The sequence below is a fragment of the Pelagicoccus sp. SDUM812003 genome (assembly GCF_031127815.1).
In the GTDB taxonomy this organism is placed as follows: Bacteria; Verrucomicrobiota; Verrucomicrobiia; order Opitutales; family Opitutaceae; genus Pelagicoccus.
The window spans coordinates 153,826-169,706 of record NZ_JARXHY010000014.1 but is presented as its reverse complement, the minus strand read 5'-3'; the positions used below and the strand labels follow the sequence as shown (position 1 = coordinate 169,706).

Sequence of the window (15,881 nt, the reverse complement as noted above, 5' to 3'; positions counted from 1 at the left end):
GGCGAGCGCAGAAGGGGCGGCGTGAGCCGGTCCGCAGGACTTGCGACGTGAAGGAGCAACCCAGTCCCTCCCTGGGCACCACGTTCGGCAGTTCGCACGTGCAAGGAGGAGAGGCGCGTTTCGCGAGACTCGGCTGCGCGAGGGACGAAGAAGCGGGCTGCGTCGGCCACTCTTTCCGGGAAACCGAGTCCGCTCGTCACTGTCGGTAGGTTTAAAGGGGCTGGTCATTGGCGTTTCCTCGTTTTGGGAATTGGCGAGCTCCCTCGTAAGCAAATGCGTTGCTTTCACGCAGGAAGGCGACATGCTTTTCCGTTTTTACTCTCAACAGATTGCCGAAAAATGGTAAGTGCCGCAGAGCCCAGAAACTATTCAGATGACCAGATCGAAGCGGAAGCGAACCGCTTGCTCACCAAGCTGATGCACGTGGAGTGCGAAGCGAGCCGATCTTGGAACATCGAAGCCTGTCGTGAAATCGCCCCGTTGACGCTGGAAATCAACGATTTGAAAAGAGAGAAGGGTGCGGTCATTCTCGCCCACTCCTATGTCGAGCCTGAGATCATCTATGGCGTGGCCGACTTCGCTGGCGATTCCTACATGCTGAGCTTGAAGGCCAAGGAGGCCGCTGCGGAGCGAATCGTCTTTTCCGGAGTGGTTTTCATGGCGGAGACGGCCAAGATCCTATCGCCTCAAGCGGAAGTCGTGGTGCCGGATCGCGGTTCGGGGTGCTCGTTGGCGGATTCCCTGACTGGCGAGCAGCTGCGGGAGCTGAAAAAGCAGTATCCTGACGCGGCGGTGGTTTGCTACATCAACAGCACAGCTGAGGTGAAGGCGGAGTGCGATGTCTGCGTGACCTCCAGCAACGTCTACAAGATCGTGGCGTCCTTGCCCCAGCAGCGCATTCTGTTCGTGCCGGATCGTCTGATGGCGGAGAACATTCGTACCGAGATGAGGAAGCTCGGTATCGACAAGGAGATCATATCCTCCGACGGCACCTGCATCGTGCACGACGAGTTCGACCCGGCGATCATTTCGGAAGCGCGTGGCAAGTTTCCCGGCCTCAAGGTGGTGTCGCACCCGGAGTGCACCTTGGACATCACTAGCAAGAGCGACTATGTCGGAAGCACGGGCGGAATGATGCAGTATGTGAAATCGACCGAAGCTCCCTATTTCATGATGCTGACCGAATGCGGATTGGTGGAGCGCATCGAGGTGGAGGCTCCGGAGAAGCGTTTCATTTCCGGCTGCAAGCTTTGTCCGTACATGAAGCTGAACTCGCTGGAGAAGATTCGCGATGTCTTGGTAGCGCCGCGTCCCGAGCAGATCGTCACCCTCGACGAGGAACTGAGATTGAAGGCTTTGCGATCCATCGATCGCATGTTCGAGATCGCGGAGGGCGCCCCGCACCAGCCCAAGGGCTGCTAGATGGAGGAGAAAGGCGGATTGAAGAACCGGGACGCCTCGTCGTACTGACAGGGTTTCCCTTCCGACTTTAGATACTGTGGATACCATACAAACGGACTGTCTCGTCATCGGAGCTGGGCTTGCGGGCTGTTCCTATGCTCACTACGCTCGCTCCCAGGGGCTCTCGGTCACCTTGATCTGCGCCGATGAACTGACCACTGGAGCCAATAGCAAATGGGCCCAGGGCGGCATCATTTTCGATACCTCCTATCATCCGGAGCAGCTGGAACGGGATATCATGGTGGCGTCAGGCGACACGGCAAACCCGGCCGCGGTATCGAGCTTGGTGCGCGAGGGGCAATCAGCGGTGCAATCGCTGCTCGTGGATCAGCTGAAGGTGCCGTTCGATCGAAGCGACGACGGAGAGCTCTTGCGCACTCGTGAAGGTGGCCACAGCGACAAGCGCATCATCTTTTCCAAGGACATCACGGGGCGGGCTATCCTAGGGCGATTTCACGACTACGTGCGAACACTGGATGGCGTGAGCATCCTGGAGAACCACGTGGCGATCGACCTGCTCACGCTTTCTCACAATTCAGTGTATCCTCTGGACAAATACAAACCGATCACCTGTATCGGCGCCTACGTTCTGGATTCCGTGCAGGGCGAGATCAAAGCGATCCGAGCGAAGAAAACGGTTTTGGCGACCGGCGGTCTGGGGCAGATCTTTCAGAATACGACCAATCAACCGGGAGTGGTGGGGCACGGTATCGCCATGGCCAAACGCGTCGGCGCTCGCGTGATCGATCTGGAGTATATCCAGTTTCATCCTACGGTTTTCCTTAAGAAGAACTGCCAGCTGTTTCTTGTTTCGGAAGCGGTGCGTGGCGAGGGTGGCGTCTTGATTAACAGTGAAGGTAAGGCGTTCATGGATACGCAGCACCCGATGGGCTCGCTGGCGCCGCGCGATATCGTGGCCAGAGCGATCCACCGCGAGTTGATCTCCTCTGGCGAGCCGTGCGTCTACATCGACTTATCCAGCAAGTCGCCCCATTTCATCAAGGATCGTTTTCCTTCCATCTATGAGCGGGCGCTTGCTTGTGGCGTGGATATTTCTCGCGAGCCGATTCCCGTCGCCCCTGCCGCGCACTACACCTGTGGCGGAGTCTACACGGACTTGAATGGACGGTCCTCGGTTCAGCATCTCAATGCGATCGGAGAGACCGCTTGCACCGGCTTGCATGGAGCGAACCGACTCGCGAGCACCTCGCTGCTGGAGTGCCTGGTTTCAGCGAAGCTGACTGCCTTGGCTGATTCGGAGGCGATCGCGAACGAGAGTTTCCATCTCCCGGAAGTGCGCGAATGGATCAGCCCTGAAAAGACTGCGGATGAAGTGCTGATCCGTCAGGACATGCGGCTGATCAAGAGCACCATGTGGAACTACGTCGGGTTGGTGCGGTCGCCGCGACGCCTGATGCGGGCTCGGCGAATCCTCAGCCAGCTCTACGAGGAAATCGACAGCTTCTACGCGGGAAACCGGCTGACCCGGTCGCTGATCGAGCTGAGAAATGCCGTTTGCGCCGCTCAATTGGTGGTGCACGCGGCGACCTTGAATTCGGAGAGCAAGGGCAGCCACTACGTCGCGAGAGAGGACGAAGACATCGACCTGCCGCTAGAGCGTCACGACGTGCTGAAGTGAATGGGCGGAGCCGGCGCTTGCATGCTGAGGGCCGCGGGACGCCAGGCTCGGGGGCTAACTTCATTGACTCGCCCGGCAACATCCATGTGATGCGAGGGCAACTTTTTTATCATGATCCGCATCAACGAAAACTACAAGAAGCTCAAGGCATCCTATCTTTTCTCCGACATCGCCAAGCGCGTGTCCGCTTACCAGCAGGCGAATCCCGAAAAGCCCATCATTCGTCTCGGCATTGGCGACGTGACCGAACCTCTCCCGCAAGCCTGCCAAAAGGCGTTTCACGCGGCGATCGACGATATGGGCACCCGCGAAGGCTTCCACGGCTATGGGCCGGAGCAGGGCTACCCCTTCATTCGCGAGGCTATCGCTAAGAACGATTTCCAAGCCCGCGGCGCGGACATCGCGGCGGACGAGGTTTTCCTCAGCGACGGGGCCAAGTGCGACAGCGGAAACATTCAGGAAATCTTCGGCGACGATATCAAGATCGCAGTGCCGGATCCTGTGTATCCAGTTTATGTCGACACGAACGTGATGGCAGGTCGCACCGGAAAGAACGTAGGCGGCCGCTACGAGGGATTCGTTTATCTGGAGTCCACTCCAGAAAATGGATACGTCCCCGCGTTGCCGGAGGAGAAGGTGGATCTGATCTATCTCTGTTTTCCGAACAATCCTACCGGGGCCACAGCGACCAAGGAGCAGCTAAAGGCCTGGGTGGACTACGCCAAGGATTGCGGAGCTCTGATTCTCTTCGACGCAGCTTACGTTGCGTTCATCCGCGATGAGTCTTTGCCGCAAAGCATCTATGAGATCGAGGGGGCGCGCGAGGTTGCGATCGAGTTTCGCAGCTTCTCCAAGAATGCTGGATTCACCGGAACGCGCTGCGCCTACACGGTGATCCCGAAGAACCTCAAGGCTAAGGATGCGGAGGGCAACGAACACAGTGTGCACGCCCTTTGGAATCGTCGCCACTGCACCAAGTTCAACGGGGTATCTTATCCGGTGCAAAGGGCGGCCGAAGCGACCTTCTCCGAAGAAGGAAAGGCGGAAGTCAAAGCCTTGACCGATTTTTATCTGGAAAACGCCAAGATCGTGGTGAAGGCCATGACCGAGTTGGGCTTCGATTGCGTGGGCGGCGACAATTCTCCCTACGTATGGATCAACGCCAAGCGACCAAGCTGGGAGTTCTTCGATCTGCTGCTCAACAAGGCAGGCGTGGTTTGCACTCCAGGGGCGGGCTTCGGCACCTGCGGCGAAGGACACATCCGCATCAGCGCGTTCAACTCGCGCCAGAAGGTGCTGGAAGCGATGGACCGGATCAAGGCGGCGCTGTCCGACTAGTATTTCTCCCGCGCAGAGATGAATTTAGAGGCCCGTTCCCCATTTGTGGGAGCGGGCTTTTCTATTTCCAATGGTGACGAAAGGGACAAGCGTTGCTTTTGTCGTTCGGGGTCGACGTATAGGTATTGACGCTATTATGAGGATACGTTTTTATGCCTATATGAAGTGCCCCGTTGTTACCCTCGTCTCTTTCTGTTTCCTGTTGGCATCCTGCGCCAGCGTGTCGGTGGATCATGAGTTTAATCCCGAAATTGATTTGGTGGCCTACCGGACGTTTGGCGTACTGCCGAACCCTCATCCGGAGTTTGATCGGCTCGCCATCAACGTCCTTGGGAAAAACGACTTCGCCTTGGCGGTGGCTTCGAGTGTCCTGCAGCAAAAAGGGTTTATGGAAGAGTCGGGTGGGGAGGTGGATTTCTTCCTTGGCGTTCGTGTCAATGCGGTGGAGAGGAAAGGCTTAGCGGAAGCTTCCTTGGCTAGCGATGGCGATTTCCTCGTGATGCATGCTTGGGACATTGCGGAACCACCTCGTCTACCTGGGTATACGAAAATGGATCAGAAAGACCTAGACGTGGTCCACCCGAATCAGACGACAGATCTCTTTCTATACGTCGATATGTTCGATGCAGCGACCCAGAAGCTCGTTTGGCAGGGGTGGGCGAAGTCGAACTCTGCGGCGGCTTTTAATACGAATGCGAAGCGAGCGAAAGCGATTGAAGAGATTCTCAGCCCGTTTCCAAATTGAGGGCGAAAACCGCTTCGATCCCTTGTCTAAAGGCGCGGATTCTCGTTCTTTAGTCCAGGGGACGTCGTTTGCGCCGAAGTCGGCCGTGGTGATTGCAGCACGAGGCCATTCGCATCAGCTGCGCTCAATTCAGACGGAGAGTGTTGTCGAAGCGATTGGGCGTTTTGAGACGGCGTTGCGCGAGTCGTTTCTTTCGCTTGTTTTGCTAGGGCTTTAGCGGCCCGCTTTTCGTAGGCGGAATTGGTCTTTCTATTTCTGAAGGTGATGGAGGGGGTAGGCGTGACTTGTGCTGTTTCGTGGCGGGTTGTAAGTATTGACCGCAGGTAAGTGGTATGTCTTTTTACTTATATGAAGTGCCCCGTTGTTACCCTAGTTGCTTTCTGCCTTTTGTTGGCATCCTGCAAAACCGTGTATGTGGAGCATGATTTTAGTCCGGAAGTGGACCTGATGTCCTACCAGACGTTCGCCCTGCTGCCGAGCCCTCATGATGAATTTGATGAAAACGCCTTTCGGATCCTCGGCGAGGACAACTTTGCCCTGAAGGAGGCTGCAAAGGTTGTGCAGCAGAAAGGGTTTTCGCTGGAGACAGGGGAGGATGTGGATTTTTTCATTCGGGTACGCAAGGCATGGCTGAAACAGAAAATCATAGCGGACGCTCCCGTCTCGAGCGAAGACGATTTGCTGGTGATGCGTGGTTGGGATATTGCCACCCCGCCTAGCCTGCCAGGATACTCAAAAACTGGTTCTGGGTCAGAATTGGGGAAAACAAGTCGGAAGTACTCGTGGTACTCGTTTATCATCGTCGAAGTATTCGATAGCTCGACGCGAAAGGTAGTTTGGCACGGATGGGCCAAGTCGTTATCAAGTAAGCATTTCAATACCGATGAGAAACGAGCCAAGGCAATTCACGAAATTCTGAGTACGTTCCCAAACTAGGTCGGGCCTTTGGCTCGTAGGCAGATTTAGGTGATTAGGAGTCTGCCAGCAAAGCCGTTAGCCGATTCACTCATTCATCAAACCCGAAGATTGATGAAGCACTTGCTACCCCTTCTGCTCGTTAGCCTGTTTTTGTGCGGATGCGCATCGGTGAATGTGTCCCATGACTACGATCCGCAGATCGATTTGGCGATGTACGAGAGTTTCGACCTGTTGCCGATTCCGCATCCCGAGTACGACGAGAAAGCGCGAATGGTATTGGGGAATGATGATAGCAGCCTGCTGGCGCTAACTTCGATATTGGAAGGCAAGGGCTATCATCGCGCGATCGATGGCCCGGCTGATTTTTTCGTGGGGATTCGGGCGACGTTTCGTTCGATCGAAGAGGTGATCGGCTATTTGGATGCAGAGCCAGAGGGGCTTCTTGCCATGTCGGTTTTACCTCCGAACCGATTGGGTAATACGGATGCCGACTATCCGAGGAGCATTTACAGGCCGACGGATCTGGACATCTATGATGCGAGCGAGGGCTCGCGATTGCCTAGCGATCAGGGAGTGTACCTGATTATCGATGTTTTCGATGCGACTACGAAAAGCTTGGCTTGGCAGGGATGGGCTAAGAGTAGCACGGTCAATGGGTTTGCGACGGATTCGAAGCGAGTCGTGGCGATATCGAAGGTGCTGGAGAGTTTTCCGAACTAAGACCTGCGCCGATCACGAGGGCGTCAGGCCGATGGCTCGCAAGCCGCTTTCGGTGATGACTCGGCCTTGAGGCGTGCGCTGAATGAGCCCGCTTTGGATGAGGTAGGGTTCGTGGACTTCTTCCAGGGTATCGGCTTCCTCGCCTACCGCGACGGCGAGCGTGCTGATGCCGACCGGACGGCTTTTGTAGGTGGTGGCCATGACGCGAAGGATGCGCTTGTCCATCTCATCGAGGCCGAGGGCGTCGATTTCCAGCAGCTCGAGAGCTGCTTGGGCGATGGGTTTGGTGATCACCCCGTCGCCTTTTTCCTCTGCGTAGTCGCGCACGAAATTCACCAGGTTGTTGGCGATGCGTGGCGTGCCGCGGGCGCGACGGGCGATTTCCATGGCGCCTTCGGCATTCGTTTCCACCCCGAGCAAGCCGCAGGTGCGCAGGACGATTTTCACCAGATCGTCTGGTTCGTAGTAGTCGAGTCGGGTTTGCAGGGTGAAACGGCTGCGCAGCGGGGCGGTGAGAAGACCGTTTCGGGTAGTCGCTCCTACCAGGGTGAAGCGCGGTATGTCCAGCCGCACGCTGCGGGCGTTGGGCCCTTGGTCGATCATGATGTCGATTCGGAAGTCTTCCATGGCGGAGTAGAGGTACTCCTCCACCGTTTTGGGGATGCGGTGAATCTCGTCGATGAAGAGGATGTCGCCTTCCTCGAGATTGGTCAGCATGCCCGCTAGGTCGCCGGCCTTTTCCACGACGGGTCCGGAGGTGATGCGCACGTTTCGCCCCATCTCGGCTCCAAGAATGAAGGAAAGACTGGTCTTGCCAAGGCCAGGAGGTCCGGAGAGCAGGATGTGGTTTAGCGGTTCGCCGCGCTTGCGGGCTGCGCCCGACATGATGCGGAGGCGCTCCACTGTCTTGGTTTGGCCAACGAACTCTTCGAAGCTCGGGGGACGAAGGATCGACTCGGTCTGAGTGTTCATGGGGGTGCTCAAAGCGGCGGCGAAATAGTCGACTCCTTTATCGGTGGGCTCGTTCATTGAGGTAGAATCTGAGGCGGGGCACCGTCGCTGTCCATCGGGATTTTAACGACAAATGGCCACCCATCTTGGACCAGTCGGAGCAAGCTTCGACTGGCGATACGCGTCTCGAACAAGCCTCTCTCGACCGGACGAAAGCGGCCTGCGCTCGCCTGAGTGGACAGAGCTTTTGCGGTTTGGGGGCGCCTGCTGCGCTGACGGGGGCGCAACTCTTTTTTGCCATGTTGCAAAAAAGAGTTGCGGGTTTTGGGTGTGGGTGGAAGGGGAGGAGCGTGAAAAAGCCCTGCGGCTGGCAGGCTGCAGGGCTCGTTGGTGAGTTGGGTACGCTGTCTATTCCGATTTTTGCGACGAAGCGGATTCGCGCTGGCGCGGTCCGCCGCTGCGGCGGGGGCGACGTCTGCGACGACGCTGTCCGCCTTCTCGGTTTTGCTGTCCTTCGGCGTTGCCGCCTTGGTTTTCGCCACGTGGTCCGCGGTTGCGGGGACGACGTTTGCGGCGGCGCGGTCTGCCATCTTGGTTTTCGTCGCCTTCGCGGTTCTGGCGGTCGCCTGGTCCGCGGCGGTTGCGATTTCGAGGGCGGTCTGAGCTTTGGCGGCGCGGGGAGCTTTTGCTTTCCTCTTCCTTGCTTTCGTCTCCGGTGAAGAAGGAGATGATCTTGGAGAGGAGGCCTTTTTTCTTGGGCTGAGCGCTGGGCTTGCCGCTTTCGCTGCGTGGCTTGCGCTCGCGTTTGGGGGCTACGCGTCCATCGCGCGATGGGCGGAATTCCTGCACGCCGGTCGGCTGGCTGGAATCGCTTTCGCGGTTTTCCACCATGCCGAAGCGTTCAGGACGGTCTTCTGGCTGTTCTGCTTCGTTCGCTTCGATTGCGTTAGCTTCCGAATCGGTTTCGGAAGGCGTTTCCGAGGAGCGTCTGCGGCGGTCGTTGCCGGGGTGTTCCTCGCGCGAGCGGCGTTGGCGGCGTGGGCGTTCTTCGCCATCACGTTCGCGTCGTTCGCTCGGGTTTGGTCTCGAGTCGATCAGGTGTTCGGGCGCGTTGGCGCGGATCGGGAGATCGTCCATTTCGATCTCCTCTTCTTCGAACGTTTTGATCGAGTTGAGTGAGGTGACGGCGGGCGCTTCGGCGCCTGCGCGTTGCTTGCGTGTGCCGTAACGGATCGGCTTGTCGGTCGACGGGGCGGAGGGCGGCTTCATGGCGTCGACGATTCCGAGATCGTCGTCGGCCGCGACGTTAGCGGGGCTTTGCGGCTCCTCCTGCTCTGGCGTCGATTTGTTTGGTTCTTCTGTGTGTGACATGTTGTTACTCGTTGGTCAGTCGGTATTTGCTTCGACTGAGCGGGCGACTCGCGGTGTGTGATGCGGCGGGCCGAGCGAGTCGGCGTGGTGGGGCCCTTTTGCTGCCGCGTTTTAGGTACTTTACTATAGAAGTGAAAAGTTCAAACTTAAATGCCTTGGGCCTTGCGTGGTCTGGCCTAGGGGGCTAGTGACCGAGGCTTATGGACAAGCTTGAGCGGATTTTCGAGATGCAGGAGGAGCTGAACGCGCGTATCGGCGTGAACCTCAAGGACATCGGAGAGGAAAAGCAGACCGAGTGGGTGCTCAACTACACGCGGGCCATGCAGCAGGAGATTTGCGAGCTGATCGATTCGGTGCCGTGGAAGTGGTGGGCGAAATACCAGGAGTTTGACAAGCAGAACGCCAGGGTGGAGGTGATCGACCTTTTCCATTTTCTCATTTCGTTGGCTCAGACGCTGGGCATGAGCGCGGACGACGTTTTCGCCGCTTACGTGGCGAAGAACAAGGTGAACCACCAGCGTCAGGACAGTGGCTACTCCCAGAAAGATGAATCGGATTCGCGCCACATTTAGGTCGAATCCGGGTCTAGGGATCGATTTTTGACCGTTTCGGTGAGGACGGATTAATCGCTATGGCTTCGCTTTTCTCAATCCATCGTTTTCGTTCGCCCAAGCGAGGGGGCTTCCTTCGCTTGTTGCGCGTGGTCGTCTGGCTGCCGATTTCGCTTTGTTCGCTGGGCGGCCAGGAGCTGGATTTGGATGGGGACATACCGTTCACCCAGGGCGATCCGGTGGAGTCTGCTCGAGCTGAGCGGGACGCGATTTTGAAGGCTGCCAGCGCTCGGCGGGCGTTGGGGGTCGGCTTGTATGACGTTGCCTTTGATTTGGCTCGCGATGCGGGGGAGAGTCTGGCTGCTGGCGATTTGTGGATCGGCAACCGCTTCGTCGAGATCGACGCTTTGCTGGCGCAGTCGCGCTGGATCGAGGCGGCCGAGCGTTTGGACGGTCTGCAAGGGCGAGCTGAAGGCGGAGCGGTTTCCCGGGTGGCCTTGAGGCGGGCGATGATCGCCTTCGCTGAAATCGATGTCGACGCGGTGAAGCGCCACCTTGCCAAGGTGAAGCGGGAGGCGCTGCGCTCTGGAGATGGAGCGTGGTACTGGTTTTTGCGGGGCTGGGTGCAGACGAATGAAAGCGGGCTGCAAGCGGGCAGCGAGGCTTATGCGAGGGCCCGGGAGCTGGCTGATGAGGAGTCGCCCGCCTTGGGGGCTCAGATCAGCCTGCTGGTGTTTCGAAGCCGTTTGAAGACGCGGGCCGCGGGAGCGGAGACCATCGCCCAGCTGCAGAATGCCATGTTGGAGAACGCGGAGCGCGAGGTCGGCTACCTCTACGCCCAGCAGCTTGCAGTAGCGCTGTTCGACAATGGACGTGTGGAGCAGGCCATCCAGCTGATTCGTTCCCGTCTCGAGCAGGTGCCGCCGGAGTTGCCGCGTATCCGGGCCCAGTTCCGTTTGCTGGCCACCATGGCGGCTGGCCTGGATCGGCTTGAGGGCGGTCAGGCCTTTCGCGAGCTGATTTTCGAGAACCGATTCCCGGAGTTGATGACGATCGCCTTGCAGCAGGTGTTCAGTCGGGCTCGCGTGGAGGAGTCGGCGGATCACGAGCTGCTCAGGGCGGTGTTGGACGAACTGATCGCCTTGGGAGATCGGCATGCCTTGGTGGACCAGGCGCTTTACTATCGAGCGGTGTTTCGGTTCATGGAGGAGGATTACGTCGGGGCTGAGGAGGATGCGGCTACCTTGGGGCAGCGGTTTCCAGGCTCGAGCTATCGGCGCGGCATGCTGGCCCTTCAAGCCTCTTCGGCCTGGAATCGAAATCGCTACCGAACGGCGGCGAGCTACCTGCAGCAGATGCGCGACGAGTTCGCCGACCTGACCGTCGACTCTCGCCTTTCGGCTTTGATTGCGGACTGCTACTTGCGGGCTGGGCTGCAGTCGAACACGCGGGAGGACTTTCGCAACGCGGCTGAGGCCTACGCCAACGCCTTGAGCAATGTGAGCAACCCCTCCGACGGCGGGCCGTTGTTTTTCCAGCTGATCTATGCTCGTCTCGGTGCGGGCCAGTTGGAGCAGGCTTTGGCTTCGATCGACAATCCGGAGCTGCGGGTGCTGGCCGGGGACGAGATGATTTGGCGGGCGGAATGGAAGGCGATCAACGAGATGCGCCGCGTGCAGCGCGTCTCGGAAGCGTACGAGCGGGTCCAGTTCGCCATCGGGGGTACGGAGGAGTCGCCGGAGCTTCATCTTCGCATGCTCTGGCTGGCGGCCCGTTTGTCGTCCGTGGCGGGCGAGCCGGAGGACACTGTGGAATGGGTGGAAATGGTGGACGCTTTCGCTCAGAGCGAGCAAGCGGACCAGGTCGACGCGGATCTTTTGGGGCGGGTGCGCGCGAGCTGCCTGCTGTCGCTAGCCGAGTCGCGATTCGCTCTGATCGAGCCTGAGGCCGCGGTGGCGCTGCTGGAGCGTTTGCGACAGGAATACGCTGGTTCGGAGCCGGCTCTGTTTTCCTACATCGCCCAGGCGCGCTACCTCTCCTCGATCAATCGCACTGTCGAGGCCCAGCAGCTGCTGGTGTCGCTCGCCGACGAGTACCGCGACAATCGCCTGGCTCCGACAGCGCTTTTCGAAGCGGCGCTCAATGCCGAGCAACGTGGGGAGGACGCCTATCTCGACGAGGCCAACAAGCTGCTGCAGCGCATCGTGAACGACTATCCGGAGAGCGAGATGGTGTATCGAGCTCGGCTGATGCAGGCCGATCTGCTGCGCCGTTTGAACAAGTTCGATTCCGCGGAGCGCATCTACTACTTGCTGGAAAACGAGTATGCGGATCGTCCTGACCGCTTTCTGGCCCAGCTCTCGATGGCCGACACGCTGATCGCTCAGGCGGACAAGGATCCGCGCAAGTTCGGGGCGGCGATTTCGCGTTTGGAGCTGCTGATGGACCTGCCGGAAACCTCTTCCAACGCCCCGTTGGACCTGCGGGTCGAAGCTGGCTTCAAGCTTGGTCAAGCGTGGCGGACTCGAGGGGAGGTGGACAAGGCCAAGCAGGTGCTGTGGTCCCTTTACGACTCCATGGTCCTGGACGACAATCAGCTTCGCTTCCTTACCCGCAACGGCCGCTACTGGCTTTCGCGCTGCTTGTTCTCGCTGGCGGAAATCATGAAGGAGGAGGGCGAGGTGGACAAGGCCATGGACTTTTACCAAGTGGTGATCCAGCACCGTCTGTACGGGCGAGAGCTGGCTCGCGTGAGGCTCGAGCCCTTGCGTGAACCGCTGGAGAATTGAGTTGCTATGGCCAGCGCTCTGGCGGTTTTGTTCTGAATTTTACCTCAACGCGTTTTATCGATGGAATCTCTGCAGATCGAGTTGTTCGACACCTTTCGCCAAGGCGGCCTGGTGATGTGGCCCCTATTCGCATTGAGTCTGGTGGCTCTCGTGGTGTTCGTGGAGCGTCTGCTGTTTTTGCATCGCCATCAGATTCGATCCAAGGAGTTCCTCTCCGGCATCGAGAATTCCTTGACCAAGGGCCGGCTGATCGAGGCCTTGACCATCTGCCAGGACACGCCAGGCCCAGCGGCGGCGATGGTGAAGGCGGGACTGATGCACTTTCGCGAGAGCGATGCGGAAATCCGGGAGGTCGTGCGCGAAGCGGCCGTGGTGGAGCTCGGCCCAGTGAAGCGGCGTATCGGGGCCTTGTACGCAATCGCTCAGGTCGCTCCCATCTTCGGCGTGCTGGGCACGGTGATCGGCATGATCGACAGTTTCATGCAATACGAGCGTCAGGGCGTCTATGTGCATGCTGGGCAATTGGCAAGTGGCGGTTGGCAGGCCTTGGTGAGCACGGCTACCGGTCTGGCCTTGGGGGCGGTAGCAATCTTGGCGCATCATTTCCTCGTCGGCAGAATTCGCTCCGTGGCCCACGAGATGGAGTGGCTGGCTCAGGAACTCATGGTGATGTTCGCCCGGGCGAAGCACCGCTCGGAGCCAGTGTCACTACCGACGGAAAAGGAGACGGAAGGCGATGCTTGAGCTTGAACGCGAACTGCCTAGACGAGCCCGGCTGAGTTTTTGGCCCTTCGTCGACCTGTGCGCCATCGGGCTCTTTTTCGCTCTTTTCAGCTCGAAGTTCGTCATGGCGCCGGGAGTGACCTTGGCCTTGCCCGAAGCGCAAAGCTCTCAGGTGGCGATCGCGTCGGTCTACGAAGTGATCACCGTCACTGAGGTGAAAGGGGAGGAAATGATCTTCTTCAAGGATAGCGTGCTGGATCTGGTATCGCTGGGCAAGCTGCTGGAAGAGCGCGGACCGGCTCAGGCGGGTGCCACACTGCTGGTGAAAGCGGATGTGCGGGTATCCATGCAGACGCTGAGTTCCTTGTGCGAACTTGCCATCAGCGCCGGCTATGCTCGGGTGCAGCTGGCCACCGAGGAGCAGCGTGTGGAAGGGGGAGGAGTCGGAATTCGATGAGCGTTCGCGCCGGGAAGCGTCGTTTTGGCAGGACCCTGCGCTGGACTGTCGCGTGCAGTTTCGCGTTGCTGTTCCATTTGGCCCTCTACTGGAGCGTTTCCTTGACCATGGATTCGAACCGATCCCTGCGCCGCGAGACCCGTCAGTTCACCGAAATCCGATACCTCGACCAGGAAACCACGGAGGAGTCGGACCTGCTGACCCAGCGCATGACCTTGTTCGATCCGCGGCCCTTGCTGCTGCCGACGCGCTGGAACGCGTCCAACGCCCGCTACCTGACCAACACTCTGGAGGAGGAGGGAGCCATCTTCACCGATTTCTCGCCCATGTTCGAGTTGGAGGATGGCAACTATGTAGACGATTTCGGAATAGCCGCGGCCAACTACGACCGCCTCTCCTTGGCTCAGGTGAACTTCGACCTGCCGCTTTTTCATCAGCTCGGTAGAACGGAGTTCGAATCGGACTATCAGCAGGAGGAGGGGGCCTTGCTCACGCTGACCGATCCCGGGACGGGCAGAGAGATTTCGCAGACCTTTATATATAGCAACGAGATCGCCTCGCTCACCGAGCAATGGCCCGCCTGGGGCATCGCCACATTCATGGCGGTCGTCGAGAAAAGCTTTCTTGTAGGCGGGCTCTCGGTGCTGGAGAGTTCTGGTTTTGACGAGGTCGACCAGCGTTTACGGGGGATCGCGAAGAGTTATTTTCCTGATCTTAAACAACTTGAGGATGGAGTGTACCTATTGCAGGTGGTCCCGTGAAAACCCTTCGAATTTTTCTGATATTGTAGTTGACGGGTAAAAACCCGCTGCGCATGTTCTCGTTTCTTTTTTTTCAGATCCACTTCTCGGAATGCCCTTGTAGCTCAGCCGGTAGAGCGCGTCCTTGGTAAGGACGAGGTCGGCGGTTCAAGTCCGCTCGAGGGCTCCATTTCGGGATCGGCAGGTTCCTCCGGTGGGTCTAAGCACATCTGGGACCAATTTTTAAAACTAACATAACTCACAACCAAAAATGGCTAAAGGAACCTTCGAAAGAACGAAACCACACGTTAACGTCGGCACTATCGGTCACGTTGACCACGGCAAAACCACGCTGACCACTTCTATCTTGGCAGTGCAGGCGTCCAAGGGTCTTGCAGAGCTCAAGAGCTACGCGGACATCGCTAAGGGTGGTACCGTTCGTGACGACTCCAAGATCGTAACCATCTCCGTCGCCCACGTTGAGTACGAGTCCGACAAGCGTCACTACGCTCACGTAGACTGCCCAGGCCACGCTGACTTCGTTAAGAACATGATCACTGGCGCGGCTCAGATGGACGGAGCGATCCTCGTTGTGAGCGCTGCAGACGGCCCGATGCCGCAGACTCGCGAGCACATCCTTCTCGCTCGTCAGGTAGGTGTACCGAAGATCGTGGTATTCCTCAACAAGTGTGACCTCATCGACGACGAAGAGCTTCTCGAGCTCGTCGAAATGGAAGTTCGCGAACTGCTCGACAAGTACGATTTCCCAGGCGACGACACCACCGTTATCCGTGGTTCCGCTGCTCAGGCCCTCGAAGGCACCGACGAAGGCAAGGCTCACATCCAGGCTCTCATGGACGCTATCGACGCCGACATCCCCGAGCCGGAGCGCGAAGTCGACAAGCCTTTCTTGATGTCTGTCGAAGACGTTTTCTCCATCACTGGTCGTGGTACCGTCGCTACCGGCCGTATCGAGCGTGGTGTGATCAAGGTGGGTGAGGAAGTTGAGATCGTCGGTCTCAAGGACACTCAGAAGTCCACTGTCACCGGCGTTGAAATGTTCCGCAAGATGCTCGACCAAGGTCAGGCTGGCGACAACGTTGGCATCCTTCTTCGCGGTATCGACAAGGACGCTATCGAGCGCGGTCAGGTGCTCGCCAAGCCAGGTTCGATCACTCCTCACCACAAGGGCAAGGCTGAGATCTACGTCCTTTCCAAGGAAGAAGGCGGACGTCACACTCCATTCTTCAACGGCTACCGTCCTCAGTTCTACTTCCGTACGACTGACGTGACTGGTGTATGCCAGCTTCCGGAAGGTGTCGAAATGGTAATGCCAGGCGACAACATCTCCATCGAAGTTGACCTCACCAAGCCGATCGCGATGGAAGCTGGTCAGCGCTTCGCGATCCGCGAAGGCGGTCGTACCATCGGTGCTGGTCGTATCACCGAGATCGTCGAGTAGTCGATTTTCGAATAGT

The 15,881-nt window shown here is 58.3% G+C and carries 15 protein-coding genes and 1 tRNA gene; 14 read left to right on the top strand and 2 right to left on the bottom strand.

Annotated elements, in window-relative coordinates; all coding sequences use genetic code 11:
* From QEH54_RS17845 to QEH54_RS17815, 7 genes are all read left to right on the top strand, one after another.
* The coding region (locus tag QEH54_RS17845; protein WP_309020061.1) for a hypothetical protein at nucleotides 1-209 on the top strand (209 nt) is incomplete at its 5' end.
* Between the two features lie 130 nt (nucleotides 210-339).
* Nucleotides 340-1,422, top strand: a complete 1,083-nt coding sequence (gene nadA / locus QEH54_RS17840) for a quinolinate synthase NadA (protein WP_309020060.1) — start codon at nucleotides 340-342, stop codon at nucleotides 1,420-1,422.
* Nucleotides 1,423-1,498: 76 nt separating this feature from the next.
* A complete protein-coding gene (nadB, locus tag QEH54_RS17835) occupies nucleotides 1,499-3,100 on the top strand; it encodes an L-aspartate oxidase (protein ID WP_309020059.1) in 1,602 nt (533 codons plus the stop codon).
* Between the two features lie 111 nt (nucleotides 3,101-3,211).
* Nucleotides 3,212-4,438, top strand: a complete 1,227-nt coding sequence (locus tag QEH54_RS17830) for an LL-diaminopimelate aminotransferase (RefSeq protein WP_309020058.1) — start codon at nucleotides 3,212-3,214, stop codon at nucleotides 4,436-4,438.
* 136 nt (nucleotides 4,439-4,574) lie between these two features.
* Nucleotides 4,575-5,183: a DUF4136 domain-containing protein gene (locus tag QEH54_RS17825; protein ID WP_309020057.1), complete on the top strand. Its 609-nt coding sequence runs from the start codon at nucleotides 4,575-4,577 to the stop codon at nucleotides 5,181-5,183.
* Nucleotides 5,184-5,531: 348 nt separating this feature from the next.
* Nucleotides 5,532-6,119, top strand: a complete 588-nt coding sequence (locus QEH54_RS17820) for a DUF4136 domain-containing protein (RefSeq protein WP_309020056.1) — start codon at nucleotides 5,532-5,534, stop codon at nucleotides 6,117-6,119.
* Between the two features lie 93 nt (nucleotides 6,120-6,212).
* Nucleotides 6,213-6,821, top strand: coding sequence for a DUF4136 domain-containing protein (locus tag QEH54_RS17815; protein ID WP_309020055.1), 609 nt, complete (start codon nucleotides 6,213-6,215; stop codon nucleotides 6,819-6,821).
* Nucleotides 6,822-6,833: 12 nt separating this feature from the next.
* On the opposite strand, the gene ruvB is transcribed toward QEH54_RS17815, so the two are convergent.
* Together ruvB and QEH54_RS17805 are read right to left on the bottom strand one after the other, a co-directional pair.
* Nucleotides 6,834-7,850 carry a Holliday junction branch migration DNA helicase RuvB gene (gene ruvB, locus QEH54_RS17810; RefSeq protein ID WP_309020054.1) on the bottom strand — a complete coding sequence of 339 codons (1,017 nt, stop codon included), beginning with the start codon at nucleotides 7,848-7,850 and terminating at the stop codon, nucleotides 6,834-6,836.
* 330 nt (nucleotides 7,851-8,180) lie between these two features.
* A complete protein-coding gene (locus QEH54_RS17805) occupies nucleotides 8,181-9,143 on the bottom strand; it encodes a hypothetical protein (RefSeq protein WP_309020053.1) in 963 nt (320 codons plus the stop codon).
* 200 nt (nucleotides 9,144-9,343) lie between these two features.
* On the opposite strand from QEH54_RS17805, the gene QEH54_RS17800 reads away from it, so the two are divergent.
* The 7 genes from QEH54_RS17800 to tuf all read left to right on the top strand — a co-directional run bounded on the left by QEH54_RS17800 (nucleotide 9,344) and on the right by tuf (nucleotide 15,865).
* The gene (locus QEH54_RS17800) at nucleotides 9,344-9,715 is read left to right on the top strand and encodes a dUTPase (protein WP_309020052.1); all 372 of its coding nucleotides are present in this window, start codon (nucleotides 9,344-9,346) and stop codon (nucleotides 9,713-9,715) included.
* 59 nt (nucleotides 9,716-9,774) lie between these two features.
* The gene (locus QEH54_RS17795) at nucleotides 9,775-12,483 is read left to right on the top strand and encodes a hypothetical protein (RefSeq protein ID WP_309020051.1); all 2,709 of its coding nucleotides are present in this window, start codon (nucleotides 9,775-9,777) and stop codon (nucleotides 12,481-12,483) included.
* Nucleotides 12,484-12,543: 60 nt separating this feature from the next.
* Nucleotides 12,544-13,227, top strand: a complete 684-nt coding sequence (locus QEH54_RS17790; protein ID WP_309020050.1) for a MotA/TolQ/ExbB proton channel family protein — start codon at nucleotides 12,544-12,546, stop codon at nucleotides 13,225-13,227.
* Entirely contained in the window at nucleotides 13,220-13,663 is a 444-nt protein-coding gene (locus QEH54_RS17785; RefSeq protein WP_309020049.1) for a biopolymer transporter ExbD, read from the top strand. The genes QEH54_RS17790 and QEH54_RS17785 overlap by 8 nt, the downstream gene beginning before the upstream one ends.
* Nucleotides 13,660-14,424, top strand: a complete 765-nt coding sequence (locus QEH54_RS17780; protein ID WP_309020048.1) for a hypothetical protein — start codon at nucleotides 13,660-13,662, stop codon at nucleotides 14,422-14,424. Before QEH54_RS17785 ends, QEH54_RS17780 begins: the two co-directional genes overlap by 4 nt.
* Before the next feature lie 93 nt (nucleotides 14,425-14,517).
* Nucleotides 14,518-14,593 (top strand) — tRNA-Thr (locus QEH54_RS17775).
* A gap of 81 nt (nucleotides 14,594-14,674) precedes the next feature.
* A complete protein-coding gene (gene tuf / locus QEH54_RS17770) occupies nucleotides 14,675-15,865 on the top strand; it encodes an elongation factor Tu (protein WP_309020047.1) in 1,191 nt (396 codons plus the stop codon).
* Nucleotides 15,866-15,881 lie beyond the last annotated feature (16 nt).

What these genes read in the sequence shown, in the direction of transcription:
- QEH54_RS17785 (WP_309020049.1), top strand. Translation starts at nt 13,220, where the DNA reads ATGCTTGAGCTTGAACGCGAACTGCCTAGACGAGCCCGGCTGAGTTTT.
- QEH54_RS17795 (WP_309020051.1), top strand. Translation starts at nt 9,775, where the DNA reads ATGGCTTCGCTTTTCTCAATCCATCGTTTTCGTTCGCCCAAGCGAGGG.
- QEH54_RS17805 (WP_309020053.1), bottom strand. Translation starts at nt 9,143, where the DNA reads ATGTCACACACAGAAGAACCAAACAAATCGACGCCAGAGCAGGAGGAG.
- QEH54_RS17790 (WP_309020050.1), top strand. Translation starts at nt 12,544, where the DNA reads ATGGAATCTCTGCAGATCGAGTTGTTCGACACCTTTCGCCAAGGCGGC.
- QEH54_RS17825 (WP_309020057.1), top strand. Translation starts at nt 4,575, where the DNA reads ATGAGGATACGTTTTTATGCCTATATGAAGTGCCCCGTTGTTACCCTC.
- QEH54_RS17820 (WP_309020056.1), top strand. Translation starts at nt 5,532, where the DNA reads ATGAAGTGCCCCGTTGTTACCCTAGTTGCTTTCTGCCTTTTGTTGGCA.
- QEH54_RS17780 (WP_309020048.1), top strand. Translation starts at nt 13,660, where the DNA reads ATGAGCGTTCGCGCCGGGAAGCGTCGTTTTGGCAGGACCCTGCGCTGG.
- QEH54_RS17815 (WP_309020055.1), top strand. Translation starts at nt 6,213, where the DNA reads ATGAAGCACTTGCTACCCCTTCTGCTCGTTAGCCTGTTTTTGTGCGGA.
- ruvB (WP_309020054.1), bottom strand. Translation starts at nt 7,850, where the DNA reads ATGAACGAGCCCACCGATAAAGGAGTCGACTATTTCGCCGCCGCTTTG.
- QEH54_RS17830 (WP_309020058.1), top strand. Translation starts at nt 3,212, where the DNA reads ATGATCCGCATCAACGAAAACTACAAGAAGCTCAAGGCATCCTATCTT.
- QEH54_RS17800 (WP_309020052.1), top strand. Translation starts at nt 9,344, where the DNA reads ATGGACAAGCTTGAGCGGATTTTCGAGATGCAGGAGGAGCTGAACGCG.
- nadA (WP_309020060.1), top strand. Translation starts at nt 340, where the DNA reads ATGGTAAGTGCCGCAGAGCCCAGAAACTATTCAGATGACCAGATCGAA.
- tuf (WP_309020047.1), top strand. Translation starts at nt 14,675, where the DNA reads ATGGCTAAAGGAACCTTCGAAAGAACGAAACCACACGTTAACGTCGGC.